Source organism: Devosia sp. (genome assembly GCF_039927955.1).
Taxonomy (GTDB): domain Bacteria; phylum Pseudomonadota; class Alphaproteobacteria; order Rhizobiales; family Devosiaceae; genus Devosia.
This window is the reverse complement of sequence record NZ_JBDSUA010000001.1, coordinates 15,012-39,344: the sequence shown is the minus strand read 5'-3', so window position 1 is coordinate 39,344 and position 24,333 is coordinate 15,012. Positions and strand designations below refer to the sequence as shown.

29 protein-coding genes are annotated in these 24,333 nt (G+C 61.4%); 20 read left to right on the top strand and 9 right to left on the bottom strand.

Annotated features, from left to right (window positions below):
* Window positions 1-18 precede the first annotated feature (18 nt).
* Both ABIT12_RS00220 and ABIT12_RS00215 read left to right on the top strand, forming a co-directional pair.
* On the top strand, window positions 19-243 hold the full coding sequence (locus ABIT12_RS00220; protein WP_348040208.1) for a DUF2093 domain-containing protein: 225 nt from the start codon (window positions 19-21) through the stop codon (window positions 241-243).
* Entirely contained in the window at window positions 240-1,391 is a 1,152-nt protein-coding gene (locus ABIT12_RS00215; RefSeq protein ID WP_348040206.1) for a hypothetical protein, read from the top strand. The genes ABIT12_RS00220 and ABIT12_RS00215 overlap by 4 nt, the downstream gene beginning before the upstream one ends.
* A 12-nt stretch (window positions 1,392-1,403) precedes the next feature.
* On the opposite strand, the gene ABIT12_RS00210 is transcribed toward ABIT12_RS00215, so the two are convergent.
* Together ABIT12_RS00210 and ABIT12_RS00205 are read right to left on the bottom strand one after the other, a co-directional pair.
* A complete protein-coding gene (locus ABIT12_RS00210) occupies window positions 1,404-1,643 on the bottom strand; it encodes a DUF4170 domain-containing protein (protein WP_348040204.1) in 240 nt (79 codons plus the stop codon).
* Window positions 1,644-1,658: 15 nt separating this feature from the next.
* Window positions 1,659-2,495, bottom strand: coding sequence for a 3'(2'),5'-bisphosphate nucleotidase CysQ (locus ABIT12_RS00205; RefSeq protein WP_348040202.1), 837 nt, complete (start codon window positions 2,493-2,495; stop codon window positions 1,659-1,661).
* 304 nt (window positions 2,496-2,799) lie between these two features.
* On the opposite strand from ABIT12_RS00205, the gene ABIT12_RS00200 reads away from it, so the two are divergent.
* Complete coding sequence (locus ABIT12_RS00200) at window positions 2,800-3,309, top strand: DUF6101 family protein (protein ID WP_348040200.1); 510 nt, start codon at window positions 2,800-2,802, stop codon at window positions 3,307-3,309.
* Between the two features lie 167 nt (window positions 3,310-3,476).
* Here ABIT12_RS00200 and ubiA read toward each other — a convergent pair whose 3' ends face one another.
* Window positions 3,477-4,406, bottom strand: coding sequence for a 4-hydroxybenzoate octaprenyltransferase (ubiA, locus tag ABIT12_RS00195; RefSeq protein WP_348040198.1), 930 nt, complete (start codon window positions 4,404-4,406; stop codon window positions 3,477-3,479).
* Between the two features lie 193 nt (window positions 4,407-4,599).
* Between ubiA and ABIT12_RS00190 the strand changes: the two genes are divergently transcribed.
* Complete coding sequence (locus ABIT12_RS00190; RefSeq protein WP_348040196.1) at window positions 4,600-5,349, top strand: 16S rRNA (uracil(1498)-N(3))-methyltransferase; 750 nt, start codon at window positions 4,600-4,602, stop codon at window positions 5,347-5,349.
* 72 nt (window positions 5,350-5,421) lie between these two features.
* Window positions 5,422-6,789: a glutamate--cysteine ligase gene (locus tag ABIT12_RS00185; protein ID WP_348040194.1), complete on the top strand. Its 1,368-nt coding sequence runs from the start codon at window positions 5,422-5,424 to the stop codon at window positions 6,787-6,789.
* 1 nt (window position 6,790) lies between these two features.
* Here the strand turns inward: ABIT12_RS00185 and ABIT12_RS00180 are convergent, their stop codons facing one another.
* Genes ABIT12_RS00180 through ABIT12_RS00170 form a run of 3 tightly spaced genes read right to left on the bottom strand, consistent with a single transcriptional unit; the run spans window position 6,791 to window position 9,223 of the window.
* Window positions 6,791-8,152 (bottom strand): HAMP domain-containing sensor histidine kinase, encoded by a 1,362-nt coding sequence (locus tag ABIT12_RS00180; RefSeq protein WP_348040192.1) that lies wholly within the window; start codon window positions 8,150-8,152, stop codon window positions 6,791-6,793.
* Entirely contained in the window at window positions 8,149-8,814 is a 666-nt protein-coding gene (locus ABIT12_RS00175) for a response regulator transcription factor (RefSeq protein WP_348040190.1), read from the bottom strand. Before ABIT12_RS00175 ends, ABIT12_RS00180 begins: the two co-directional genes overlap by 4 nt.
* Window positions 8,815-8,818: 4 nt before the next feature.
* On the bottom strand, window positions 8,819-9,223 hold the full coding sequence (locus tag ABIT12_RS00170) for a hypothetical protein (RefSeq protein WP_348040188.1): 405 nt from the start codon (window positions 9,221-9,223) through the stop codon (window positions 8,819-8,821).
* Window positions 9,224-9,345: 122 nt separating this feature from the next.
* On the opposite strand from ABIT12_RS00170, the gene ABIT12_RS00165 reads away from it, so the two are divergent.
* A complete protein-coding gene (locus ABIT12_RS00165) occupies window positions 9,346-9,729 on the top strand; it encodes a hypothetical protein (protein WP_348040186.1) in 384 nt (127 codons plus the stop codon).
* A gap of 115 nt (window positions 9,730-9,844) precedes the next feature.
* On the opposite strand, the gene ABIT12_RS00160 is transcribed toward ABIT12_RS00165, so the two are convergent.
* Entirely contained in the window at window positions 9,845-10,735 is an 891-nt protein-coding gene (locus ABIT12_RS00160) for a LysR substrate-binding domain-containing protein (protein WP_348040184.1), read from the bottom strand.
* A gap of 152 nt (window positions 10,736-10,887) precedes the next feature.
* Between ABIT12_RS00160 and ABIT12_RS00155 the strand changes: the two genes are divergently transcribed.
* The gene (locus ABIT12_RS00155) at window positions 10,888-11,148 is read left to right on the top strand and encodes a DUF1127 domain-containing protein (protein ID WP_348040182.1); all 261 of its coding nucleotides are present in this window, start codon (window positions 10,888-10,890) and stop codon (window positions 11,146-11,148) included.
* A 162-nt stretch (window positions 11,149-11,310) separates the two neighbouring features.
* On the opposite strand, the gene ABIT12_RS00150 is transcribed toward ABIT12_RS00155, so the two are convergent.
* A complete protein-coding gene (locus tag ABIT12_RS00150) occupies window positions 11,311-11,571 on the bottom strand; it encodes a PilZ domain-containing protein (protein ID WP_348040180.1) in 261 nt (86 codons plus the stop codon).
* Window positions 11,568-12,068 (bottom strand): invasion associated locus B family protein, encoded by a 501-nt coding sequence (locus ABIT12_RS00145; RefSeq protein WP_348040307.1) that lies wholly within the window; start codon window positions 12,066-12,068, stop codon window positions 11,568-11,570. The genes ABIT12_RS00150 and ABIT12_RS00145 overlap by 4 nt, the downstream gene beginning before the upstream one ends.
* Before the next feature lie 329 nt (window positions 12,069-12,397).
* On the opposite strand from ABIT12_RS00145, the gene coxB reads away from it, so the two are divergent.
* The 13 genes from coxB (at window position 12,398) to ABIT12_RS00080 (ending at window position 24,156) form a co-directional block, all read left to right on the top strand.
* Window positions 12,398-13,330, top strand: coding sequence for a cytochrome c oxidase subunit II (coxB, locus tag ABIT12_RS00140; RefSeq protein WP_348040178.1), 933 nt, complete (start codon window positions 12,398-12,400; stop codon window positions 13,328-13,330).
* A 24-nt stretch (window positions 13,331-13,354) separates the two neighbouring features.
* The gene (gene ctaD / locus ABIT12_RS00135; RefSeq protein WP_348040176.1) at window positions 13,355-15,061 is read left to right on the top strand and encodes a cytochrome c oxidase subunit I; all 1,707 of its coding nucleotides are present in this window, start codon (window positions 13,355-13,357) and stop codon (window positions 15,059-15,061) included.
* 62 nt (window positions 15,062-15,123) lie between these two features.
* Complete coding sequence (locus tag ABIT12_RS00130; protein WP_407065566.1) at window positions 15,124-16,059, top strand: heme o synthase; 936 nt, start codon at window positions 15,124-15,126, stop codon at window positions 16,057-16,059.
* Window positions 16,056-16,238, top strand: coding sequence for a hypothetical protein (locus tag ABIT12_RS00125; RefSeq protein WP_348040311.1), 183 nt, complete (start codon window positions 16,056-16,058; stop codon window positions 16,236-16,238). The genes ABIT12_RS00130 and ABIT12_RS00125 overlap by 4 nt, the downstream gene beginning before the upstream one ends.
* Before the next feature lie 3 nt (window positions 16,239-16,241).
* Entirely contained in the window at window positions 16,242-16,793 is a 552-nt protein-coding gene (locus ABIT12_RS00120) for a cytochrome c oxidase assembly protein (protein WP_348040174.1), read from the top strand.
* A 2-nt stretch (window positions 16,794-16,795) separates the two neighbouring features.
* Window positions 16,796-17,632 (top strand): cytochrome c oxidase subunit 3, encoded by an 837-nt coding sequence (locus ABIT12_RS00115; protein ID WP_348040172.1) that lies wholly within the window; start codon window positions 16,796-16,798, stop codon window positions 17,630-17,632.
* A gap of 211 nt (window positions 17,633-17,843) precedes the next feature.
* Window positions 17,844-18,587: an SURF1 family protein gene (locus ABIT12_RS00110; RefSeq protein ID WP_348040170.1), complete on the top strand. Its 744-nt coding sequence runs from the start codon at window positions 17,844-17,846 to the stop codon at window positions 18,585-18,587.
* Window positions 18,588-18,867: 280 nt separating this feature from the next.
* Window positions 18,868-20,259 carry a threonine synthase gene (thrC, locus tag ABIT12_RS00105; protein WP_348040168.1) on the top strand — a complete coding sequence of 464 codons (1,392 nt, stop codon included), beginning with the start codon at window positions 18,868-18,870 and terminating at the stop codon, window positions 20,257-20,259.
* Between the two features lie 78 nt (window positions 20,260-20,337).
* A complete protein-coding gene (locus ABIT12_RS00100; protein WP_348040166.1) occupies window positions 20,338-21,600 on the top strand; it encodes a pitrilysin family protein in 1,263 nt (420 codons plus the stop codon).
* A 7-nt stretch (window positions 21,601-21,607) separates the two neighbouring features.
* On the top strand, window positions 21,608-22,228 hold the full coding sequence (locus ABIT12_RS00095; RefSeq protein WP_348040164.1) for a GNAT family protein: 621 nt from the start codon (window positions 21,608-21,610) through the stop codon (window positions 22,226-22,228).
* Window positions 22,229-22,379: 151 nt separating this feature from the next.
* Entirely contained in the window at window positions 22,380-23,045 is a 666-nt protein-coding gene (locus ABIT12_RS00090) for a GntR family transcriptional regulator (RefSeq protein WP_348040162.1), read from the top strand.
* Window positions 23,046-23,137: 92 nt separating this feature from the next.
* A complete protein-coding gene (locus ABIT12_RS00085; protein ID WP_348040160.1) occupies window positions 23,138-23,728 on the top strand; it encodes a biotin transporter BioY in 591 nt (196 codons plus the stop codon).
* Window positions 23,725-24,156 carry a DUF1284 domain-containing protein gene (locus ABIT12_RS00080; RefSeq protein ID WP_348040158.1) on the top strand — a complete coding sequence of 144 codons (432 nt, stop codon included), beginning with the start codon at window positions 23,725-23,727 and terminating at the stop codon, window positions 24,154-24,156. The genes ABIT12_RS00085 and ABIT12_RS00080 overlap by 4 nt, the downstream gene beginning before the upstream one ends.
* Window positions 24,157-24,333: the final 177 nt, after the last annotated feature.

Genomic DNA, 24,333 nt, shown 5'->3' with positions numbered 1-24,333 from the left:
GATGATCAGGATTGAGCGATGAACATTTTCGACAAGGGCTTTGCCCCGTCAGAAGCGAGCATTCGCTATCTCGATGCCGATTATGTCGTGCTCAAGCCCGGCAGCTTCGTGCGCTGCGCCGTCACCGGCAAACCCATCCCGATCGATGAACTGCTGTATTGGAGCGTCGACCGGCAGGAGGCCTATGCCGATGCCGTCATCGCCGCCGAGGCGTTCGAGCGGTTTGGTCGCGGCGCCAATTGAGCATCGCGGACGCACTGCCCCGCCGCCGCTTCCTGTTCATTTCCAATGGCCACGGCGAGGATTGGATCGCCGCCGCCATCATCCGCGCGCTGCCCGACGACATTGCGATCGAAGCCTATCCGATGATCGGCGCGGGTAACGCTTATGCGCACGTCTGCCCCATCGTCGGGCCGCGTGCCGCATTGGCCTCCGAGGGCTGGCGCAATGTTAAAGGCTCGCTGCGCAAGGACATTGCCACTGGCGGGCTGATGGTGGTGCCGCCAGCACTCAAATTCCTGCGGGCGATCAAGGGCCAATATGACCGCGTCGTTGTGGTTGGCGACATGGTCGGCATATTGGCCTGCCTTATCACCGGCAATCGCGACCTGACCTATCTCGACGTCTACAAGACCGGCGCGGCCCGGCGCTATTCGATGCTTGAAGCGATGGCGATCAAGCGGACCTGCAGGACAGTGTTCTGCCGCGCTAAAACTCTGTCCGACACGCTGGCCGGCAAGGGTGTCGACGCCCGCTGCGCCGGCAATGTGATGATGGATACGATCCCCACCGGTGATTATGGTGCGGCGGCACGGCGGACCAAGGCCCGCGCCATCACCTTGTTGCCCGGCAGCCGGGCGCTGACCGCCGAAAGTTTTTCCATTCAGGTTGATGCGCTACGCCTGCTGCCGCCGGTTGATCGGCCAGATGTGTTCCTGGCTGTCGCCGGCAGCGTCAATGTGGAGGAACTCGCCAAACAAAGCGGCCTGCGCCGCACGCTGATGCTGAGTTCAGAGGCCGATGATCTGGGTGAGTTGTCCGATGGGTCGCTGACCATCCACATGGCGCGAGGCGGGGCCATGGGCAATCTGCTGGCCACGTCCGATGTCGTGCTGTCACAGGCCGGTACCGCCACCGTGCAGGCGCTGGGGCAGGGCAAGCCGGCCATCACCTTCATCAACACCCGCGATCGCCGTTCGCGCTTTGCCGATGAGCAGGCCCTGTTCGGCGACGCCCGCGTCGTGGTGGAGGGTGATCCGGCATTGGTTAGCGCTGCGCTGCGCAAATTGCTCACCGACGACGCCGAGCGGATGCGGCTAAGTTATCTGGGTCGCGAACGCATCGGCGGACCCGGCGCGATGACGGCGATCGTGGCGGAACTGGTGGGCTAAAGCCCGCGGACTTTAGTCCTTGTGCGTTTCCGGATCGAGCAGGCGGTGCAGGTGGACGATGAAATAGCGCGTATGGGCGTTGTCCACGGTCATCTGGGCTTTCTGCTTCCAGGCGACATAGGCTTCGGCATAGTTGGGATAGAGCCCGACCACGTCGACAGCGCTGAGATCGCTGAAGGTCACGTCCTTGAGGCTGGACAACTCGCCGCCGATAACCAGGTGCAGCAATTGTTTGGCGGAGGCGGTGTTCATCGTCAGACCTCGATCTCAGGACGCATTGTTCGAAAGGGCATCAGCGGCAGGGCAACCATAGACTTTGACCAGCGCCGCATGCAGCACCGGTTTTAGGCTGATGTCGCTGAGCGCCGCAAGCGCGCCGTGGCGCACTTCTGCCTTGTTGAAAGCGGGGAACCCGATGCAGACATCGGCAAAATCCACCCCCGCTTCGCTGCAAATCAACGCTGCGGCGGCAATATCCCAATCCTGCGCGCCACGCCGGGTCGCCACAGCGTCAAGCTTGCCGGTGGCAACCTGCACCAGGCGATATGCCAAAGAGGGATATGACGGGCCTTTGGTGTAATCCAGGCCCGCCGCCTGCAATTCCTGATGCACGGCGCCGGCTGCAGGGATCAGTGGGTTGGCGCGCGTGCTGGTTTGCCGCTTGATCAGCCTTCCGTTGAGCCGAGCGCCGCCGCCCAGATCGGCGTCATACATTTCGTCGCGGATCGGCGAATAGACTACGCCGGCGATAGGGCGGCCGTTCTCAACCACGGCCAGCGAGACAGTCCAGCTATCCTCGCCCTTGATGAAACCGCGCGTACCATCGATGGGATCGACCACGAAAACCCGGGCTTTGCCAAGCCGCTCTAGACTATCGACACTTTCCTCACTGAGCCAGCCGTAACCCGGTCGGGCAGTCAGAAGTGCGGCGTGCAGAAACTTGTCGACCACGATATCGGCCTCGCTAACGGGCGAGGCGTTTTCTTTTGTCCAGGTCTTGATGGTGCGCCGGAAGAAGCCGGACGCGATGATGCCGGCGGCTACCGCGGAGCTGCGCAGTAATTCAAGGTCCTGTTCAGGGGTCGTCGGCGTCGAACTCGACATGGTTTTCCGCAAAATTCTGTTGCGGGCTTGTAGGCCGGAAGCCCCGTTTGGACAAGGGTTTCAAGGGCTTCGCACCGGACACGAATTCGTCACGCAACGCCCGGATTCTGCTTGGTTAACGCCTAGCAATCTCAATGGGTTAACTGTCCCCTATAGCTGGTTAGGACCCGTAAACCCTGTGGCAAAGCAACCTTAACTTAACCGAACTTCTTAAGCTGGCAGGCAAGGGGGTGCGCTAGATTGGGGTCACAAAAGAGAGCACCAAAACAAAAAGCTCTCGGGGTTAACAGGAAGGCAGATCAAGATGAACCATGGTGTGAGGATTGAGGGGTCGGCGGTCATTCTGGCGTTCACTCAGCCAGATTTGGCAGCCAAGCGTTTCGTCGCGTCCAATGACAATAGCTCTAAAGAGCCGGTCAAGACGGTGACTGTGCGCAAGCAGCTCGAAAAGAGCGGCGTCGCCATCAAGATCAAGGTGCCGGTCGACGAATTCGTCGGCGTGGCGGTCGCAACCAGCATCTCGGAAGACGGTGTCCTGTCCTCCTCGATCGAGCTGGTGCATGGCGACCACGAACTGAATTACCGCGTGTTCGAAGAACTGGGCAATCACTCGGTCGTTGCCGAATGGCAGAACTGGGGCCGTAAGCTGCGCCTGCCGCTGTTCATCAAGGCCGGCGACGGCAGCTACATGCCCTATAGCCAGCAGGTCGATGGCGTTATGCTTGGTCAGGAAAATGGCCGCCGCAAGCTGGCCGCTGAAGCAGGCCGCCGCCCGCGCTTTCTCAACCGCCGCAAGCCCGGACAGGCCGAATAGCTAGGAATTTTGCGGGCGCGTGCAACTAAAACCCGTTAACGCCCGTTAATACCTGCAACAAGGGGCCCCGCGCCGGCTGCATCCGACGCCCTCGCCCACCAAGATCAAAAGTTTGCCTCCAAAGCAGAAAAGACCGGTCGGTGGTGCGACCGGTCTTTTTGCGTTTGCTACCAGGCCCACTCGGCGAGCAGCGCCAGCGTCAGCGCCATGCCCACAAAATTATTGAACTTGAACCGCACCAGCGGGTTGTCCAGCTCTTCGGCGTTGATCGTATAGACCTGCCAGCCGAGCATGCCGGCGGGAACCAGGCTGGCGATGAAATAGATCGGCCCGGCGCCGATCATCACAGCAGCGATCAGCCACAGCAACCACGCGGCGCCGTAAAAAGCGGCGACCACGATCCGGGTGTTTTCGCCAAACAGAAGGGCGGTGGATTTCACCCCGATCAGCGCGTCGTCCTCGATGTCCTGCATCGCATAGAGCGTGTCATAGCCGATGGTCCAGGCGATGCAGCCGAAATAGGCCAGAAGGATCGGCAGGCGCAGATTGCCGGTTTCGGCGCTCCAGCCCATCAGAATGCCCCAGGAGAACGCCAGGCCCAGAAACGCCTGCGGCCACCAGGTGACCCGCTTCATGAACGGATAGATCGCCACCAGCACCAGCGAGGCAATGCCCAGAAGGATGGTGAAGGCGTTGAACTGCAGCAGGATGATGAACCCTAGCAGTGCCTGACCGACCATAAAACCTGTCGCCTGCCGGGTGGTAACCTGACCGGACGGGATCGGCCGCAAGCGCGTGCGCTCAACCTTGTCGTCGATATCGCGATCGACGATGTCGTTAAAGGTGCAACCTGCACCCCGCATCAGCACCGAACCAACAAACATCAGCACCGCGGCCTTCCAGTCAAAACCGCGCAACGGATCATTGATGGCGGCCAATGCCAGCCCGAACGCGCAGGGCCAGAACAGCAGCCAGAACCCGATTGGCCGATCCCAGCGGGCGAGGCGCGCATAGGGCTTCAGCCAGTCCGGAGCGTAGCGGTCGATCCAGTTATCGGTCGCGGCATCGGCGACGGGGGCGGGCGGGGTGTCGGTCATGGGCAGGGCCTTTCCACAGACCCCGCCTTCCCTCGCCCCTTGTGGGAGAGGGACAGATTTTCTGCGTTCAACAGAAAATCAGGGTGAGGGGTTCTCTCCACGCATACAGCGTTTATGGTGGCTGCCGAAACCCCTCATCCGCCCCTTCGGGGCACCTTCTCCCACAAGGGGAGAGGGGAAAGTGCTCCACATAATGCCCCGCACCCACGCCTCATTGCCGCGCCTGCATGTCACCCTCGACCTGATCGCGGGAACGCCCGTTGCGCTCGACAAGGATCAATCGCTGTATCTTGCCGCCGTGTTGCGTAAGCAGGTTGGCGATGCCGTTGTGCTGTTCAATGGCCGCGATGGCGCCTGGCTGGCCAAGCTGAGCGGGGATTCCAAAAAGTCCGTGGTGCTGGAACTGGTAGAACAGACAGCACCACAAACGCCGCCATCGGATCTCTGGTATGGCTTTGCTCCGCTCAAGACCGAGCGGCTGGATTATGTAATCCAGAAGGCTACCGAAATGGGGGCAGGGACGATCCAGCCGGTGCTGACCAAGTTTACCCAGGTCAGCCGGATCAAACACGAGCGGCTGGTGGCCAATGCTGTAGAGGCTGCGGAACAATGTGAAGTGCTGACTGTCCCGGTGGTCGCGCCGGAAATTACGCTGGGTGCCTTGCTGTCCGGATGGTCGAGGGACCATGGCGAGCGGATGCTGATTGTAGCCGATGAAGGTGCGGCATCAGCGTCACCGGTCGATGACCTGCAGGTGCTCAAGGGCAAGCGTCTCGGCCTTTTGATCGGCCCGGAGGGCGGTTTTTCCGAAGAAGAGCGGGCTTTGCTGCGCGCGCAACCTTTTGTTGTGCCGATCAGTTTGGGTCCGCGTATTCTACGCGCCGATACTGCGGCCGTGGCGGCGCTGGCGGTGATTCAGGCAATCATCGGTGATTGGCGATAAAAGCCGATTGCTTTCGGCTTGCGCAACGCTATGTTCCGGCCCAGTTGTACACCCGGATTTGACGAGGACCGCATGGCCGGCGCCGACAAGTTTTCGCCCCCCATCGAATCGCGCGCCGACCTGATCGAGGTCATGTCGCGCGGGTCCAAGCCACGCGCCGAGTGGCGCATCGGCACCGAGCACGAAAAGCACGTGTTCCACACCAATCCGCTGCGCCCGGTCACCTATGACGGACCGCAGGGTATTCGCGCGCTGCTCGATGGCGTGCAGGCGGAAACCGGCTGGGAACCGTTTTACGACGGCGACAACCCGATCGGGCTGCGCAACGATACCATCGGCGGCATCTCGCTGGAGCCGGGCGGGCAGTTTGAACTGTCCGGTGCGCCGCAGGAAAACCTGCATGGCACCGCCGACGAGACCGCCGAGCATATGCGCGTGGCCAAGAAGGTTGCCGCGCCGCTCGATATTCATTTCCTTGGGCTGGGTGTGACACCGCTTTGGTCGGTGGCCGAGATTCCGGCGATGCCGAAATCGCGCTACGGCATCATGAAGCCCTATATGGAAAAGGTCGGCACGCTTGGCACATCGATGATGTTCCGCTCCTGTACGGTGCAGACCAATCTCGATTTCTCCTCCGAAGCCGACATGGTCAAGAAGCTGCGCGTCTCAGTCGCCTTGCAGCCAATCGCCACGGCTTTGTTCGCCAATTCGCCGTTCGTTGACGGCAAGGACTCTGGGTACCAGAGTTTCCGCAGCCATATCTGGCTCAACACCGACAATGCCCGCACTGGCATGCTGCCCTTTGCGTTCGAGCAGGGCTTTGGCTTCGAGCAATATGCCGACCATGCGCTCGACGTGCCGATGTATTTCGTTATCCGCAATGGCAAGTACATCAACTGCGCCGGCGAGAACTTCCGCGCCTTCCTTGATGGCAAGCTGCCGCAATTGCCCGGCGAAAAGCCCACAATCAAGGACTGGGAAGATCACCTGTCCACCCTGTTCCCCGAAGTGCGGCTCAAGCAGTTCCTCGAAATGCGCGGCGCCGATATGGGCGACGAGGCCTCGGTCACCGCGCTATCGGCGTTCTGGGTCGGCCTGCTCTACGACGATATTTCGCTGGAATCGGCCTGGGAACTGGTCAAGGACTGGTCGATGGAAGACCGCGAGATGTTCCGCCGCGAGGTGCCAAAACACGGTCTGGCGACGCCCTATGACCGCACCAACGTTTACGACATTGCCGCACAGGCCGTTGGTATCGCCGAGGCCGGACTGGTACGCCGTGGTGTGCTCAACGCCAAGGGCCAGGATGAAACCATCCACCTGGCGCCACTGGAAGAAACCATTCGCACCAGCAAGGCACCGGCCGAACGCTGGCTGGACCTGTACCGCGGCGAATGGGGCGGCGATCTGACCCGGATTTTTGCGGCAGCTGAGATGTAGGTCAGGCCGCCGCGGGCAGTTGCAGGCAGACCCGCAAGCCGCCCAGGTTTGATCGTTTGAAGACGACCGACCCGCTGTTGAGCGCGGCGATCTCTGCGACAATGGCCAGCCCCAGTCCGCTGCCACCGTGAGTTTCATCGAGCCGCTTGCCACGTTGACCGAGTGTTGTCAGGGCGTCGTCGGCTACTCCAGGCCCATCATCATCCACAGTGATCGTTACAGTTAGATCGGACCTCGTGGCTGAAATCGAGACTGCGCCGTTTGCCCAATTGGCGGCATTTTCCAGAACCGCGCCCAACAGCTCCACCAGATCGGCCGGGTCGAGGTCGATATTGATGCTGCGATCGATAGCCACGGTCCACCTGTGCAGGGCGCCCTGCGGCGTTCGACGCACTGCCGACATAACACGCTCGACGCTGGGAAGAACCGGCGCCGAATAGCGGATTGAGCGGGAGCGGTGGCGGAGCCTGGCCAGCGCCAACTGGTGGTCGATGGTGGCAGCCATCGACTGGTTAATGTCTTCGATGGACCGGGCAACTTCGTGCTGGCCTGAGCGATGAAGAGCATCGGTCTGGGTGCTGAGTACTGTCAGCGCAGTCTTGAGGCCGTGCGCCAGATCAGCGGCCCGGGCACGGGCAAAGCTGATCGAGGTTTCCTGGGTGTCGAGCAGTTCGTTGACCTCGTTGACCAGCGGCACAACTTCACTGGGGAAGGACCCGTCGAGGCGCCTGACAGTTCCGGCGCGAATGGCGTTGATCCCGCGCCGGATCGCTGCCAGCGGATAGAGCCCTACCGTGACTTGCAGCCAACTGGCCGCAATCAAAGCGATGGCAAGGATAGCCAGCGCCCGCAGCAAATCAAATCTGAAGGCGGCGATGGCCGCATCGAGTTCCGAGCGGTCCTCGGCAACGATCAGATCGAGGGTGCGCGTGGTCCCATCGGCGCGTTCAAACAGCAGCTTGCGCACCAGACCCAATGCCTGTGCCCCTTCAGGATCAACCAGATTGGTTTCGATCAACTGGCCGGCTGGGGGCATGGGCACGGTTAGGGTAATGGGCGTGTCCCAGACCGAGCGCGACCACTGGATTGGCCCGGTAGCGGGATCATTGATTTGCCAATAGAGCCCGCCATAGGGCTTGAGGAACCGGGGATCCGGCATCGGTTGCGACAGCGAGACCGGGTCGGTGTTAACGTCGAGCAAGGCGATCAGCCGGTTCATCTCGTCCTGCAGTCCAGATTGAACATCGGTTTCAATGTGGCTGGCAAACAGGCTCGAAATGCCCAGCCCGGCAACGATCAGTGCCAGCGTGATGGACACGGCTGATACCGCCAACAGGCGCAGCCGCAAGGCAATGGGGGTCATGCTGCTTCCCCCCCGATTATATAGCCGTAGCCGCGGCGGGTCTGGATAACGTCGGACCCGAGCTTTTTCCGCACGCGACCCACCAGCACTTCAATGGAGTTGGACTCGCGGTCGAAGTCCTGGTGATATAGATGTTCGACCAGCTCCGTCTGGGCCACGACCCGGCCCTGATGGTGCATGAGATAGGCAACGAGCCGGTACTCCTGCGGGGTCAGAGACACTGGCATGCCGCCCACCGACAGTCGCATCTGGCGGGTATCAAGGGTAAGATCCGCCACGCTGATCAAGGCGCTGGCGTGGCCGACAGACCGCCGGATCAGGGCGCGCAGGCGGGCGGTGAGCTCTTCGAGGCGGAATGGCTTGGCCAGATAGTCGTCGGCACCCGCATCGATCCCTTCCACCCGTTCATCCCAGTTGCCACGTGCGGTCAAGATCAGGACCGGGGTAAATATGCCGGCCTTGCGCCAGCGCTTGAGCAAGGTGAGGCCATCCAGCGTTGGCAAGCCTAGGTCAAGGATGATGGCGTCATAGGCCTCGGTGTCGCCACGATACCAGCCGATCTCGCCATCGCGTTCGCAATCGACCACAAAGCCGGCAAGTTCGAGCGCACCGGCGATGTTGGCCCCAATGCGCGGATCGTCTTCGAGCAATAGCACCCGCATCGCGTCAATCCACTAATGTGCCATTCAGGGCGTCGAAGTAGCGCTGCCGGACCAGGCCCTGCGGATCGATGAACTTGATCCTATACTGCAGCGCGTTGTGGCGGCGGACCAAGGCCACGTCGATGACGCTGAGGGCACCATACCCCGCAAAAATGTCGAGCATGCGCCGCAGAGAAATGGCCTGATCGGCTGCTACTGCCTGACGGGGATCGTCGTGATGATCAGCGTCGGACTGGTCTTCGCCGTCGTCGCTGCTGTCCTCATTGTCACCCCCGCCACCGGCGTCGCCTCCGTGGCTGCCGCTTTCGCTATCGCTGTCCCCATCGTCGGCCCGAGCAGGGGCCGCTAGCCCCAGCGACGCGGCAAGCAGCACAATCAGAACAGTGTTGAGGGCGGCGCGGCGGTCCATTGACACTCCATAGCGGCATGAAGCTGACAAATGCCTGACAGCACGGCGTGGCGTTCCGTCAGGCCAGGCGGCCTAAATTTGATCAGCACGTCAAGTACGTTGCCAACAGAAAGGGACTTCTCGTGAATTGCAAGATCGGCCTTGCCGCCGTTGCGGCTCTTTTAGCCACCGTCTTGGTATCCGGTGTCGCCAATGCTGCCTCTATCCAGGACCAGCTATCGCCCCAGCAACTGGTCACCATCTGCGCCAACCATCCGTCGGGCAGCGAGGTTTCGGCGATGGCAACTCTACAAAACGGCACCACCGTGTCGGGTTCAGTGCATTGCGATGCCGAACAGCTGGCGGCGGCCACACAGAAGACCGCTATCAATAACGGCCTCAATGCTACGTCGTCGACCGACGGTGACGATGACTCGATGGCTGGCAACGACGAAAGCGGCGACGATTATGGAAATGATAGCGGCAGCGACGACCATGGGCCCCGCCATGGCAGCGACGACGACTGACCGCATCATCGCGGCCTGAACTATTCGCCCCCCACGATCAGGCCGCCGGCCGCCGGTTGAACCGCAATCAGCCGGCGGCCGATGTGCGCAAACACCAGAGACGGTGTCGAGCGCTCTACTCCGCCGCTTCTGCCGCCGGGCCGGTCATGTCCAGATTGCCCATAGACTGCACGATGTGGTTGGCCAGCGCGTCATAAATGCCGCCATAGGCATGGCTGCCGCGCATCAGTGCGATCTGGGCATCGGCAAGGCGCGGCAGGTTGTGTTCTTCCGACACCACCTTCATGCCGGGCTGCATGGCGCTTTCGGGCAGAAAGCCGATGGCGAGGTCCGACAGCACCGCGCTCGAAATCGCCGTGGCGTTGGAGGACGTATAGGCAATGCGATAATCCTTGCCGACGCGATTGAGCGACTCGATGGCATCGGTGCGCCAGATGCAGCAACTGGGGCCGCAGGCCAGCGCCAGCGGTTCAGAGGCCAGCGCGCGGCCACCATGGGACGCCACCCAGAACATCCGCTCGGTGCGGAACAGTTCGCCAAAGTTCTGGTCGGTGCCCTGCGTGAACACGATCAGGTCGTAGCGGCCGCCCTTCATGCCCTCCAGCAATTGCTCGGACGCCATGCACGACACATCCACGGCAATCCGCGGATGGGTCCGCTGGAAACTGGACAGGATCACCGGCAGCAGCCGCACCGCATAATCGTCCGGCACGCCGAAGCGGATCGAGCCGGCTAGATCCTCGCTGGAGAAATGGTCGATGATCTCGGCATTGATCCGCAACATTCGGCGGGCCCGGGCATAGAGCGCATCGCCATGCACCGTCAGGCCGACGCTGCGACCGTCGCGGGTCAGCAGCGAATGTCCGATTCGTTCTTCTAGCCGTTTGATCTGCATGGAGACAGCGGACTGCGTCTTGTTCACCCGGCGCGCCGCCTCGGTGAAACTGCCGCAATCGGCGATGGCGCAAAAGCTCTGCAACTGGTCGAGGTCGAGTGGGGAGGTCATCCGGCTTCTCCATCACTGAAATTGATAGGATGGATGAAATCTATTTGTTAGACGAATGGATGTCCAGTGGCGTATCTATTGAACATCGGCGGACAAGGTTCGCTGAACCCCAGCCGGTCCCTGCCGGCAAAACCAAAATTTGGAGAAGTATCATGGCTTTCTCGCTGTACAGCGAGCGGCCCATTGTGGCCGCAACTTCGACGGGTTTCGTCGCTTCCGTGCAGATCTGGTTTGCCAAAGCCGCTGCCGCACGGACCCGTCGAACCGCGCTTGCGACCCTTCTCGAACTGGAAAATTTCCGGCTCGACGATCTCGGCATCAGCCGTGAAGACGTCACCGATGCCCTGCGCGATCCGACCCGCAGTGCTGGTCGCCGCCTGGCTTTCAAGCGCTCGGTGCGCGCCAGCCTCTAATCTGATTTCTGCGGTCCGCTGTCAGCGGGCCGTATGACCTGCGTTGGCATCGACACGTTTCTACGAGCTGTTCTTGCCATCTCCAGGGCCGGTTTTGCCACCGGCCTGTTTCCTGATGACTTGGCCGGTCGGGTTCAGAAGAACTGCGTCCGGCCTTTTTTGTCAGATGAACGCCACACCAAGCTCGGTCTCGCGCTTCCAGGCGATCTTGCAGTCAAAACTGCGCCCATCATTCATCACCAGCTTGAACTGGTCTGGAACACCGATAATGCTGGTGACACGCAGCAGTGCGCCGGTCGCCGACAGATTGCGAACGGTGCAATCGATGGTGGAATAGCCGTCATTGAGAGCAATCTTGCCGCCCTTCAGCGTCCGCTGACGCGGGTTGGCCCGACCATTGTCGCCGGTTTCATTGCCGGTCATGGCAATTGTTTGAACCCGTCGCCGAAGCCCTTGAGCGATACCGGAATGCCGATACCTTCCTCAGGGGTCTTGAACACCACGAAAATCGCGCTGGCGCCCTTGGAGAGCTTGTCGACCATGGCATCGTCGAGCACCACTTCGGCCACGCAGCCATTGGGCAGGCAGCGCACAAACGCCACGCGACCCATGTCCTTGCCATCAATGTTCAGGCCCAATCCATTGGGCAGCAGCACGCCCAATGGCGCCAGCACGCGCAGCAGCCGGGCAGTGTGGTCGGCGGTCTTGAGCACGATGACCGACAGGCCAACATTGGGCTGGTCTTCGGCGGTCACGTTCTGAATCATGGCGCATTGCTCAAAGCTGGCGCCCGGAGGCGTGTCGCAGCTCATCTGCCAGTCGCCATATTGGGCTTTGACAAGGCCTTGCGCTTGCGGCGCTGCCACCATCAATGTCGTCAACAGGCCAGCCGCCGCTACAATACGCACCAAAAACCGCATCACTTGCCCAATACTCCCGACGAATCGGGCTTTGACCCGACCTTCGACCTGTTTCCGACAGGCATGGTTCGGTGTCAACTTTTGCCCCGGAATTGCGGGTTATATGGCATACAAACTGGGGCGGCGATGAGGCGGATTTCCGGCGGCAAGGGCGCAATATGACGCATAAGCGGAATCGCTGGGCGGAATGGACTTGATTGGCGGGATGTGATTTAGCTCAAAACACAGAATTTTCGCTCCGAGGTTGAGTCGGGGCGGCGTAGCTATGCCGCACAAATCACCTCAATCCCGCAGCGTTGCAGCAATCGCAGTTATTCAGGGGGTTATAGGTGACCGGACAGTTTTTGAGGCGTTTCGGAGCCGTTTCGGTCGCAGCGCTAGCCCTGGCGCCGGCTCTGGCGGTTGCACAGGAAGCGGCCAAGACCAATGATTGGGTGGCCGGCCAGCCGGCGCCCGACCAGTGGCACTTCCAGCGCTCGGTGACCCCGATCATGGACTCGATCGAGGCCTTCCATAACGGCATCCTGATGTGGACGATCACGTTTATCGTCCTGCTGGTGCTGGCCCTGCTGCTCTATTGCGTGTGGCGGTTTAGCGCCAAGCGCAACCCGGTGCCGTCCAAGACCACCCATAATACCTTCATCGAAATCGCCTGGACCGTGCTGCCGATCGTCGTGCTGATCGTCATCGCTATCCCTTCCTTCGGCGTGCTTGGCGACCAGCTGACCGTTCCCGATGGCGTGCGCAAGTATCTCGGCCCCAACATTTTCAGCTTCGGCGAAGTTGCGGTTCCCGCTCCCGCCCTGACCGTCAAGGCGACCGGCCAGCAGTGGTACTGGAACTATGAATATGTCGAAGACGCCAAGGCGTTCGACAGCAATATCCTGCACGAAGCTGATCGCACCAAGCTCAAGCCGGCCCAGCCGCGCCTGCTGGCTGTCGACAACGAACTAGTCGTGCCGGTCGATACCACCGTTCGCGTGCAGGTGACTGCCGATCCGAGCGGCGTGATCCATGCCTTCGCGGTGCCCTCATTCGGCATCAAGATCGACGCCGTGCCGGGGCGCCTGAACGAAACCTGGTTCAACTCGCGCGAAACCGGCATTTTCTACGGCCAGTGTTCGGAGCTGTGCGGTAAGGACCATGCGTTCATGCCGATTGCGGTGCGCGTGGTGACCAAAGAACAATTTGCGACCTGGATGGCAGCGTTCAAGGCCGGCGATTACGCCGCAGCCACTGCAACGCTCGCCGCAGTCCAGTAACAGAAAGCATAGGGGACAGCAGCAATGGCCAACGCCGAGGCAACTCATCTGGACGCACACGGGGCGGGGCACGACCACCATGCCGCCGACCACGGGCACTCCGATCCCACGGGTTGGCGCCGCTACGTCTATTCCACCAATAACAAGGACATCGGCGTGATGTACCTGATCTTCGCCATCGTGGCGGGGGTGATTGGTGGCCTGCTCTCCGGCGCCATGCGCATGGAGCTGCAGGAGCCCGGTATCCAGATTTTCCACGGCCTGGCCTCAATGGTCTATGGCGTGTCCGGCGACGATGCGCTTGATGCCGGCAAGCACATGTACAATGTGTTCACCACTGCGCACGCGCTGATCATGATCTTCTTCATGGTCATGCCCGCCACCGTTGGCGGCTTCGGCAATTACTTCGTGCCGCTGATGATCGGCTCGCCCGACACCGCGTTCCCGCGCATCAACAACATCGCCTTTTGGCTGCTGCCGCCGGCGTTCATCCTGCTGTGTATTTCGCTGTTCGTCGAAGGTCCGTCCGGCGCCATGGGTGCCGGCGGCGGCTGGACGCTATATCCGCCGCTATCGACCACCGGCCAGCCTGGTCCGGCCGTCGACTTCGTCATTCTGGCGCTGCACGTCGCCGGCGTGAGTTCGATTCTGGGGGCGATCAACCTGATCACCACCATCTTCAACATGCGCACGCCCGGCATGACGCTGCACAAGATGCCGCTGTTTGCCTGGTCGATCCTGGTCACTGCCTTCCTGCTGCTGCTGTCGCTGCCGGTTCTGGCGGGTGGCATCACCATGCTGCTGACCGACCGCAACTTCGGCACCTCGTTCTTCAAGCCGGAAGAGGGCGGCGACCCGGTGCTGTTCCAGCACCTGTTCTGGTTCTTCGGTCACCCCGAAGTGTACATCATGATCCTGCCGGGCTTCGGAATTGTCAGCCATATCATCTCGACCTTCTCCAAGAAGCCGATCTTTGGCTACATGGCGATGGCTTACGCCATGGTCGCCATCGGCGTCGTTGGGTTCGTGGTGTGGGCGCACCATATGTACACCACGGGCCTGAGCCTGCATGTGCAGCAGTACTTCGTGGCGGCCACCATGGTCATCGCGGTGCCGACAGGCGTTAAGATTTTCTCGTGGATCGCCACCATGTGGGGCGGCTCGATCACCTTCCGTACGCCCATGCTGTGGGCCATCGGCTTCATCTTCCTATTCACCGTCGGTGGTGTGACCGGCGTGGTGCTGGCCAATGCCGGCGTCGATCGTTCGCTGCAGGACACCTATTACGTGGTAGCCCATTTCCACTATGTGCTGTCGCTGGGCGCGGTGTTCTCGCTGTTTGCCGGCTGGTACTATTGGTCGCCGAAAATGTTCGGCATCATGTACAACGAAAAGCTGGCCAACGCGCATTTCTGGATCATGTTCGTGGGCGTGAACCTGGTGTTCTTCCCGCAGCATTTCCTCGGCCTTGCCGGCATGCCGCGCCGCTATATCGACTATCCGGATGCGTTCGCGTTCTGGAACCGCGTGTCCTCGATCGGCTACTACATCACCTTCATCTCGATGCTGGTGTTCTTCGCTATGCTGATCGAAGCCAAGATCAAGAACCGTCGTGCTGGCAATAGCCCGTGGGGCGAAGGCGCCACCACGCTGGAATGGACCACGACATCTCCGCCGCCGTTCCATCACTTCGCGACGCTGCCGGTGTTTGAAACGACCGACGCGCACTAAGGCGCAGCTTGAATTGGGACGTCGCGCAAGCGCGGCGCCCGAGACTCTAGGAAAGTGACCCAGTGGCCTATATCGACGATCACCGTAACCTTGCCGCCATGACGGGCGAAGCGCGCGTGGAGGATTACTTCGCGCTGCTCAAGCCCAGCGTCATGTCGCTGGTGGTGTTTACGGCGTTCGTCGGGCTGGTGGTCGCCCCGGGTGCGATCAACCCGATCGTGGCGCTGATTGCCGTGCTGTGCATCGCCATCGGCGGTGGGGCCTCGGGCGCACTCAACATGTGGTATGACAGCGATATCGACGCCATCATGAGCCGCACCCAGAATCGGCCGATCCCTGCCGGGCGCATCAGCCGCAACCAGGCGCTGGTGTTCGGCATCGTGCTCGCGGCATTTTCAGTGGGCGTACTGGGGCTGGCGACCAATTGGCTGGCCGCGGGTTTCCTTGCCTTCACGATCTTCTTTTACGTCGTGATCTACACGATGTGGCTCAAGCGCCTTACCCCGCAGAATATCGTCATCGGCGGCGCCGCTGGCTCGTTTCCCCCCATGATCGGCTGGGCCGCGGTCAATGGCACCATCACCATTCAGAGCGCGGCTTTGTTCCTGATCGTCTTCCTGTGGACCCCGCCGCATTTCTGGGCGCTGGCGCTGTACAAGCAAAGCGACTACGGCGCAGCCGGCGTGCCGATGATGCCCAATGTCGCGGGCGAAGAGTCCACCAAGCTGCAGATCCTGGTCTATTCGGCGCTGCTGGCGGCTTCGACGCTGCTGCCGTCGTTCCTGGGCATGGCCGGCTGGCTGTATACCGCGGTCGCAGTGGTGACCGGGGTGTCCTTCACCTTCCTCGCCTGGCGGCTGTATCGCGCGCCGGACGGGGTGCCGATGCGCAAGATGGCGCGCAACCTGTTCGCCTATTCGCTGAGCTACCTGTTCATCGTGTTTTTTGCGCTACTGGCCGATAACCTGCTGATGCGCTTCGGGAGTGTGCTGTCGTGAGTGCCCCTGACGAACTGCGCGAAGTCACCGTCGAAACTCCTGAAGTTGCTGCAGCACGAGCCAAGGTGCGTCGGCGCCGGTCGATCGCGTTGGGCCTGATCCTTGCCGCACTTGTGGCGATTTTTTATGCGCTGACCCTCGTCAAGATGGGTTCTGCCGTCTTTTATCGGGATCTTTGAGCGATGAGTGATGCAGGCGCGCTGGTTTCCTACAATCGCAATCGCTGGGTCGCCTACGCGCTGACCGGCTTTGTCGCGGCCATGCTGTTGCTGGCCTATGCGGCGGTGCCGCTTTACCAGGTGTTCTGCCAGGCCACCGGCTATGGCGGCACCACGCAGGTCGCGTCCGACAATCCCAAGGGCCTTATCGCCCGCGAGATGACCGTGAGCTTTGACTCCAATGTCGACAATAACCTGCCCTGGAAGGTGACGCCGTCCAAGCCGATCACCGGCCAGATCGGCAAGGTCGAGACCATCAATTTCACCGCGACCAACACCACCAACCACCCGGTGACCGGGCAGGCCGTGTTCAACGTGTCGCCGGAACTGTCGGGCCAGTACTTCAACAAGATCGAGTGCTTCTGCTTTACCAAGCAGACCCTGCAACCGGGCGAAACCGTGCAGATGCCGGTGGTGTTCTTCGTCGATCCGGACCTCGACAAGGACCGCGACCTCAACACCGTGCGCAATATTACTCTTTCCTATACATTCTACCCATCAGACAACGAGGGCTGAACATGGCCGCAATAGCCAAGAACCATGACTACCACCTTGTAAAGCCCAGCCCGTGGCCGTTTGTCGGCTCGGTCTCGGTCCTCGTTCTGGCGATTGGCGCCGTTTCGTGGATGCACCACTGGACCCCATGGGTGTTCTTCATCGGCCTGGCTGGCGTGCTCTACACCATGTATGCGTGGTGGAGCGATGTGCTCAAGGAATCGAGCAACGGGGTCGACCATACCCCGGTGGTGCAGATGCATCACCGCTATGGAATGATCCTGTTCATCGCTTCGGAAGTGATGTTCTTCGTCGCCTGGTTCTGGGCCTATTTCGATGGCTTCTTCCGCCTCGATGACGTCGAGCAATATGCCCGTGTTGCCGCGACGGGCGGTCTTTGGCCGCCGACCGGCGTCGAGCTGTTCAACCCGTTCCATCTGCCGCTGTTCAACACGCTGATCCTGTTGACCTCGGGCACCACAGTGACCTGGGCGCACCATGCGCTGCTTGAAGGCGACCGCGAAGGCCTGAAGTGGGGCCTGGTGCTGACCGTCGCGCTGGGCCTGCTGTTCAGCTTCGTGCAGTTCACCGAGTATTCGGAAGCCGGCTTCTCATTCTCGGGCGCCATGTATGGGGCGACCTTCTTCATGGCCACCGGTTTCCATGGCTTCCATGTGCTGATCGGCACCATCTTCCTTGCCATCTGCCTTATTCGCGCGTTGAAGGGCGAGATGACCCCGGAACGGCACCTCGGTTTCGAATTTGCCGCCTGGTACTGGCACTTTGTGGACGTGGTGTGGCTGTTCCTGTTCGCCTCGGTCTATGTCTGGGGTGCCTGGGGCGTGGCGATCCATCACTAGGAGACTGCTTGGAAACTCTACTCTGGCGGCCGTCTGAAGCGATTTTCTGTGCTTCCGGTGCTCACCTACCAAAGGTACGCTGCGCTCCGGTCCTCGAAAACCACGCCAGCCGACGCCCCAGAGCGAATTTCCAAACGGTCTCCAAGACGGCGCCGGATAGTTTGATGGGGCGCGGCACCAGCCGCGCCCCGAATTTTTTGCAGGGCAGCACGTGAGCGAAATCAAACGCACATCGCCAGTCATGGCGGGGATCTTTGCAGCACTGATGCTGGCCCTCTCCGCTTTGTGTGTCTATCTCGGCACCTGGCAGGTCCACCGCCTCGCCGAAAAAGTAGCGCTGATCGCCGCGGTTGACGCAAGGTTGCACGCTCCGGCAATCCCCGCGCCCGGCAAGACCGAGTGGGCAAAGCTCGATACCAATGCGCTGAATTTCCAGCCGGTGACTGCCACTGGCGTCCTGCACACCGAGCAGACAATCCGCATCTTCACCAGCCTGGTCGATGGCAGGGGCCCGGCCTCCGGTCCGGGCTACTGGATCGTCGCGCCGCTGACGCTGGCCGACGGCGGCTCGATTTTCGTCAATCGCGGCTTTGTGCCCGAGGCGCAGTCCAGAGAGTACGCCAGTCGCGCCCCCGAAACAGTCACGGTTAGCGGCCTGCTTCGCCCGGCCGAGGCTGCGGGAATGTTCACTCCCGCCGCCAGTGCTGCTGATCGGATCGATTGGGTCCGCGACCCGGCGCGGCTGGCAGCGATGGTAACGCCCGAACTCGGTCCGTTCGCGCCATTCTATATCGATCAGGCCGCAGGCCCGACAGGAACGCTGCCGCAGGGCGGCGAGACGGTGATCGAATTTCCCAATAATCACCTTGGTTACGCCATCACCTGGTACGGCTTTGCCGTGGTCGCTGTGATCATGCTGGGGTTTTGGCTGTGGCGGCAACGGCGGCGTGGTTGAGACCGCGTCTGGCGCCATCAGTCGTCAACCTTCTCCCCTTGCGGGAGAAGGTGCCCCCACGGGTCGCGTCGCGCCCGAGGGCAGGCTCCGGGCGGATGAGGGGTGGCTTTCTTTTGGCGCGGATTTTGCGGCAGCAACCCCGCACCTTGATTTTTCGCTGGACGCGAAAAATCGGGCCCTCTCCCTCAAGGGGAGAGGGCAACCCTCAGCTTCCGGAAAACTTGCGGCGCGCCCTGGCTTTGTCTAGGTTGCACCAATTCTAAAAGGGCAATTTCCCTCGATGCAGTTCGTCTCAACGCGTGGCCAAGCGCCCGTGCTCGGTTTTGCTGACGCCGTTCTGGCAGGTCTTGCCGCTGATGGGGGGCTCTATGTCCCCAAAACCTGGCCCCAGATCAGCAGGGACGAAATCGCTTCGTTTGCCGGCAAGCCCTATGCGGACGTGGCCTTTGCCATCATCTCGCGCTTCGTTGGCGGTGACATTGCGCCGGCGGCGCTCAAGGCTATCCTCGATGGAGCCTATGCCAGCTTCCGGCATCCCTCGGTCGCGCCGCTGGTCGAGCTGGAACCCAACCATTTCGTGCTCGAACTGTTCCATGGCCCGACGCTGGCGTTCAAGGACGTGGCGATGCAGTTTCTCAGCCGGCTGATGGACCACATCCTCACCGAGCGCCAACTGCGGGCAACCATCGTTGGCGCCACTTCCGGCGATACCGGCTCAGCCGCCATCGAAGCCTTCCGCGGCCGCGACACCACCGACATTTTCATCCTGCATCCGCTTGGCCGCACCTCGCCGGTGCAGCGCCGGCAGATGACCACGGTGCTTGATGCCAACGTGCATAACATTGCGCTTGAAGGCACGTTCGACGATTGCCAGAACATCGTCAAAGGCCTGTTTAACAACGCTTCGTTCCGCGACGGCGTACGCCTCTCCGGCGTCAATTCGATCAATTGGGGCCGCATCGTCGCGCAGATTGTCTATTACTTTACGGCCGCCGCTTCGCTGGGCAGCCCGGCGCGGACCGTATCGTTCACCGTGCCGACCGGCAATTTCGGCGACATTTTTGCCGGCTATTGCGCCAAGCGCATGGGGCTGCCGATCGATCGGCTGGTGATTGCCACCAATGCCAATGACATCCTGCGCCGCACGCTCGATACCGGCCGCTATGACATGGATGGGGTAGAGCAGACCATCAGCCCGTCGATGGATATCCAGATTTCGTCGAACTTCGAACGACTGCTGTTTGAGGCAGCCGGGCAGGATGCCAGCGCTGTCGTCCGCATGATGGATGGCCTCAAGCAATCCGGCGGTTTTGCCGTGCCGGACAAGGCGTTGAGCGCCATCCGCGCAGAGTTCAACTCGGGCACCACCGGTGAGGCTGAAACGAAAGCGACCATTACGCGCGTGCTGGCCGAGGCTGGGTATACGCTCGATCCGCATACTGCGGTGGGCGTGCACGTTGCCCAGGCCGTGCGTAATGCCCATATTCCGATGATTACGCTGGCGACGGCACATCCGGCAAAATTCCCCGCCGCCGTGCGCGACGCTACCGGCATCGAACCGCCGCTGCCGACCTGGCTGGCCGATTTGCACCAGCGCGAAGAACGCCTGAGCGTTCTGGCCAATGACCAGGGCGCGGTGGAGACATTTATCAAGGCACGCACGCGCGCCTGACACTGGAGCAGCGGGGGGCCGCACATCCAGATTGAATTTGTGCCCGCCCGTTGAGGGCGATGCATGAGGAGGAATTGAGTGAGCGTACAATCCACGACCCTTGCCAATGGCATGGTGGTTCTGACCGACGACATGCCGCACCTCGAAAGCGCGTCGCTGGGCGTCTGGGTCAAGGCCGGGGCGCGCTCGGAGCGCAAGGCCGAACACGGCATTTCGCACCTGCTGGAGCACATGGCGTTCAAGGGCACCAAGACCCGCTCGGCGCTAGAGATCGCCGAAACCATTGAAAATGTCGGCGGCGATCTAAACGCGGCGACCTCTATCGAACACACCGGCTATTTTGCCCGCGTGCTCAAGGAGGATGTGGTTCTGGCCGCCGATATCCTGTCGGACATTCTGCAGAACTCGGTGTTTGAACAGGCCGAACTGGATCGCGAACAGCAGGTGATCGTGCAGGAGATTGGCGCGGCCCGCGACAATCCCGATGATCATGTGTTCGATCTGTTTCAGGAAGCCGCCTTCCCCGAACAGCCGATTGGCCGCACCATCCTGGGCACGGTGGAATCGGTGCGGCAATTCTCCCCCGAGACCATCCGCAAATACATGAATCGCAATTATGTCGGCGACCATATGGTGATCGCAGCAGCGGGCAATATCGACCATGACGAGCTGGTCAAGGTGGCCGAGCAGCGCTTTGCCGATCTCAAGCCCAATGGCGCTCCAGCGCCGCAGCGCGCCGAATACAAGGGCGGGCAGGAGCGGCTGGTTTCGGACCATGAGCAGGCCCATATCGTTTTGGGTTTTGAAGGCCGCGCTTATAATTCCGATGGCTTTTACGCCGCGCAGATCCTTGCTTCGATCTTGGGCGGCGGCATGAGTTCGCGGCTGTTTCAGGAAGTGCGCGAAAAGCGCGGCCTGTGCTACTCGGTCTATTCGTTTCACTGGGCCTTCGCCGATAGCGGCGTGTTCGGCGTCGCTGCAGCGACCGGTGCCGACGAAGTGGGCGACCTCGTGCCGGTGGTGGTGGATGAACTGCGTCGTGCCACCGAATCCATTACCGACGAGGAAGTCGTGCGGGTGCGCAACCAGATTCGCGCCGGCCTGCTGATGTCGCTGGAAAGCCCATCGGCCCGCGCCGGCCAGTTGGCGCGCCAGCAGATTCTGTGGGGTCGCCCGATCCCGATGGCTGAAACCGTCGACCGGATCAATCGCGTCACCGTTCAGCGTGTCAAGGACGTGGCGCAGCAGATTTTCATGTCCGGCAATATCTCGCTGGCCGGCATCGGGCCGATCAATAATCTTGCCGATATCGGCGAGATTTCCGACATGCTCAAGCGCTGACCGATCCATGCTGTGGTCCTGGCTGACCCCCGACAAGACGCCGTTCCTGCGCGGCAGGCGCGTGTTATTGCGTGCCCCGGCGATGAACGACTATGACGCTTGGTACGCGCTGCGCAAATCCAGCCGCGACTTCCTCAAGCCGTTCGAGCCACGCTGGACCGAGGCCGATCTGGCGCACAAGGTCTATGCCGCCCGTGTCCGCCGCGCCCGCCAGGAGGCCGACGAGGGCACCGATTATTCCTTCTTCATTTTCATGCCCGATGCACCGCGCGAAAAGCTGGTTGGGGGCATCACCCTGTCCAATGTGCGCCGCCGCGCCGCCCAGTTCGTCAATCTCGGCTACTGGATGGGTCAGGACTACGCCGGCAAGGGGCTGATGAGCGAAGCTGTCGGCGCCACGCTGCCGTTCATTTTCAATACGCTGGACCTGCACCGCGTCCACGCCGCCTTCCTGCCGGGCAATATGGCTTCGCGCCGGGTGCTGGAAAAGAACGGATTCGTTGAAGAAGGCTTTGCCGAGAGCTATTTGCAGATCGACGGTCGCTGGGAAGACCATGTGTTGTTCGGGCTAACGCGCGAACGGTATGAGGTGGCGAAATATCATGCGGGTGGCGGCAGGGTTGTGTGACTGAGCATTAGAAATCAGCCTGCGGGATGCTGCAGTCGACACCCTCCCCGTCGAGAGGGAGGTGCCGTCCGGTAGATGTGGGATCATCGCGGTGAGGCCTGTGGCAAGGTTTTCCTCGACAACCCGGCCCAGCGCAAATTATCGATAATTCATGGCAAGCAAAGACGACACTATCGCTGTCCGCATCAGCAAGATCCTTGGCGAGCGGATCATTTCAGGCGATCTCGAACCTGGCGCCCGCCTGCGGCAGGATCACATTGCCGAAGAATTCGGCACCAGCCACGTGCCGGTGCGCGAGGCATTCCGGCTGCTTGAAGCGCAGGGGCTGGCTATCAGCGAGCCGCGCCGCGGCTTCCGCGTTGCCGCGTTCGATCTGGCCGATGTCAAGGAAGTTGCCGAAATGCGGGCCGCACTGGAGGTGCTGGCACTGCGTCAGGCCGCGCCGCACCTGACGCCTGCGATTCTGGATCTGGCGGAGCAGGCCAGCAGAGCCGGCGATAAATCCCGCGATGTTCGCTCCTGGGAAGAGGCCAACCGCACCTTCCATCGCACCATCCTTGCGCCGTGTGAGATGCCGCGCCTGCTCGCCGCGATCGATGACCTGCATGCGGCGAGCGCTCGTTTTCTATTTGCCGCCTGGCGATCGGAATGGGAAAGCCGCACCGATCTGGATCATCTGGCGATCCTGGTGGCGCTGCGGCAGGGACAGGTGGAGCAGGCGGCGGCGACATTGGGGCGGCATGTGCAGTGGATTGGCCAAAAGCCGGTGAAATCCGGGGCAGGGGTGATGCGCAATGCCTTCGCCATTGTCGGGTAAAAGTCATCGGCACCCTTGCTCGCAGGCGTGATTTTAGGTTTAATAGATTGAAGCCAAATATTATCTATAATTTTGGCATACCGGAGAAATCAATGTCGCAATCTGCTTCTGCCCTTCCCTCGTCTTTCAGCCCGCTGCACTTGCAGAGCCGGTCCTTGCAGTGGCAGGGCGCTGCCGTGCTGCTGGGCACGGCGTTTCTCGCGCTGTCCTCCTATGTCGAAGTGCCGATGTACCCGGTGCCAATGACCATGCAGACGCTGGCCGTTACACTGGTCGGCGCGCTTTATGGCTGGCGCCTTGGTGCCCTGACAATTGTTGCCTGGTTGATCGAAGGCGCGCTGGGCCTGCCGGTGCTGGCTGGCGGCGCTGCTGGCTTTGCCCATTTCATGGGGCCAACGGGCGGCTATCTGTTCGCCTTCCCGGTGATCGGCGCGCTGGTTGGCTGGTTGGCCGAACGCGGCTGGAATGGTCAGCGCGTTGTACTGGCCTTTGTCGCCATGCTGGCCGGCAACTTGCTGTGTCTGGCGCTGGGCGCTAGCTGGCTTTCTGTCAGCATTGGCGTGGAAAAGGCCATCACCTTTGGCGTGACCCCGTTCGTGCTCGGCGGCGTGCTGAAATCGGTGTTGGGCGCGGCGCTGCTGATGGGCTTGACCCGCTTGCCCGGCAAATCTGCTGCCAAGTGACGATCAGCCTGCGACCACACCATCTGCTCTGCCTGCTGACCTATGTCGGCAAGGGCTACAGCCTTGCGTTCACCGCCAATTATGACGTGATCGCGGGGCGGCTCAACGCCGGGGAAGACATTGTGATCGTCGATGGGCCGGACGACGTCTGCCAGCCTTTGCTGGATGACGCCGATCCGCATTGTCACAACGAAAGCGTGATCGAGCGCGATATGCTGGCGGCGCGGGACCTCGCTGAACTGCTGGAGCGACCCATCGCGGTCGGCCAGCAGTTTCTGCTTGATGCCGGAACCCTGGCGCGTCAACGCGTCGCCTTTGCCCAGGGGCAGGTCCGCAAGGCGTGTAGCCGTTGCGAATGGGCCAGTCTTTGCACCGAAATTGCGGCCGCCGGTTATGCCGGCGTGAAGGTTCAGCACGATCGCTGCTAGACTAGGCTGCGCTCGGCCGCGTTGATCCCCATTGCCGGTTTCAAGGCTAACCATCCCGCCATGTTGCCGATCCGCAACAGTGTCAAACGCTTGTGGCGGCCGCCAAACCTCGCTACCAAAGTTGCGCTCCCGCAGAGGGGCTGACAATGGCGATCCCATTTCGCGCAATTGCCACAA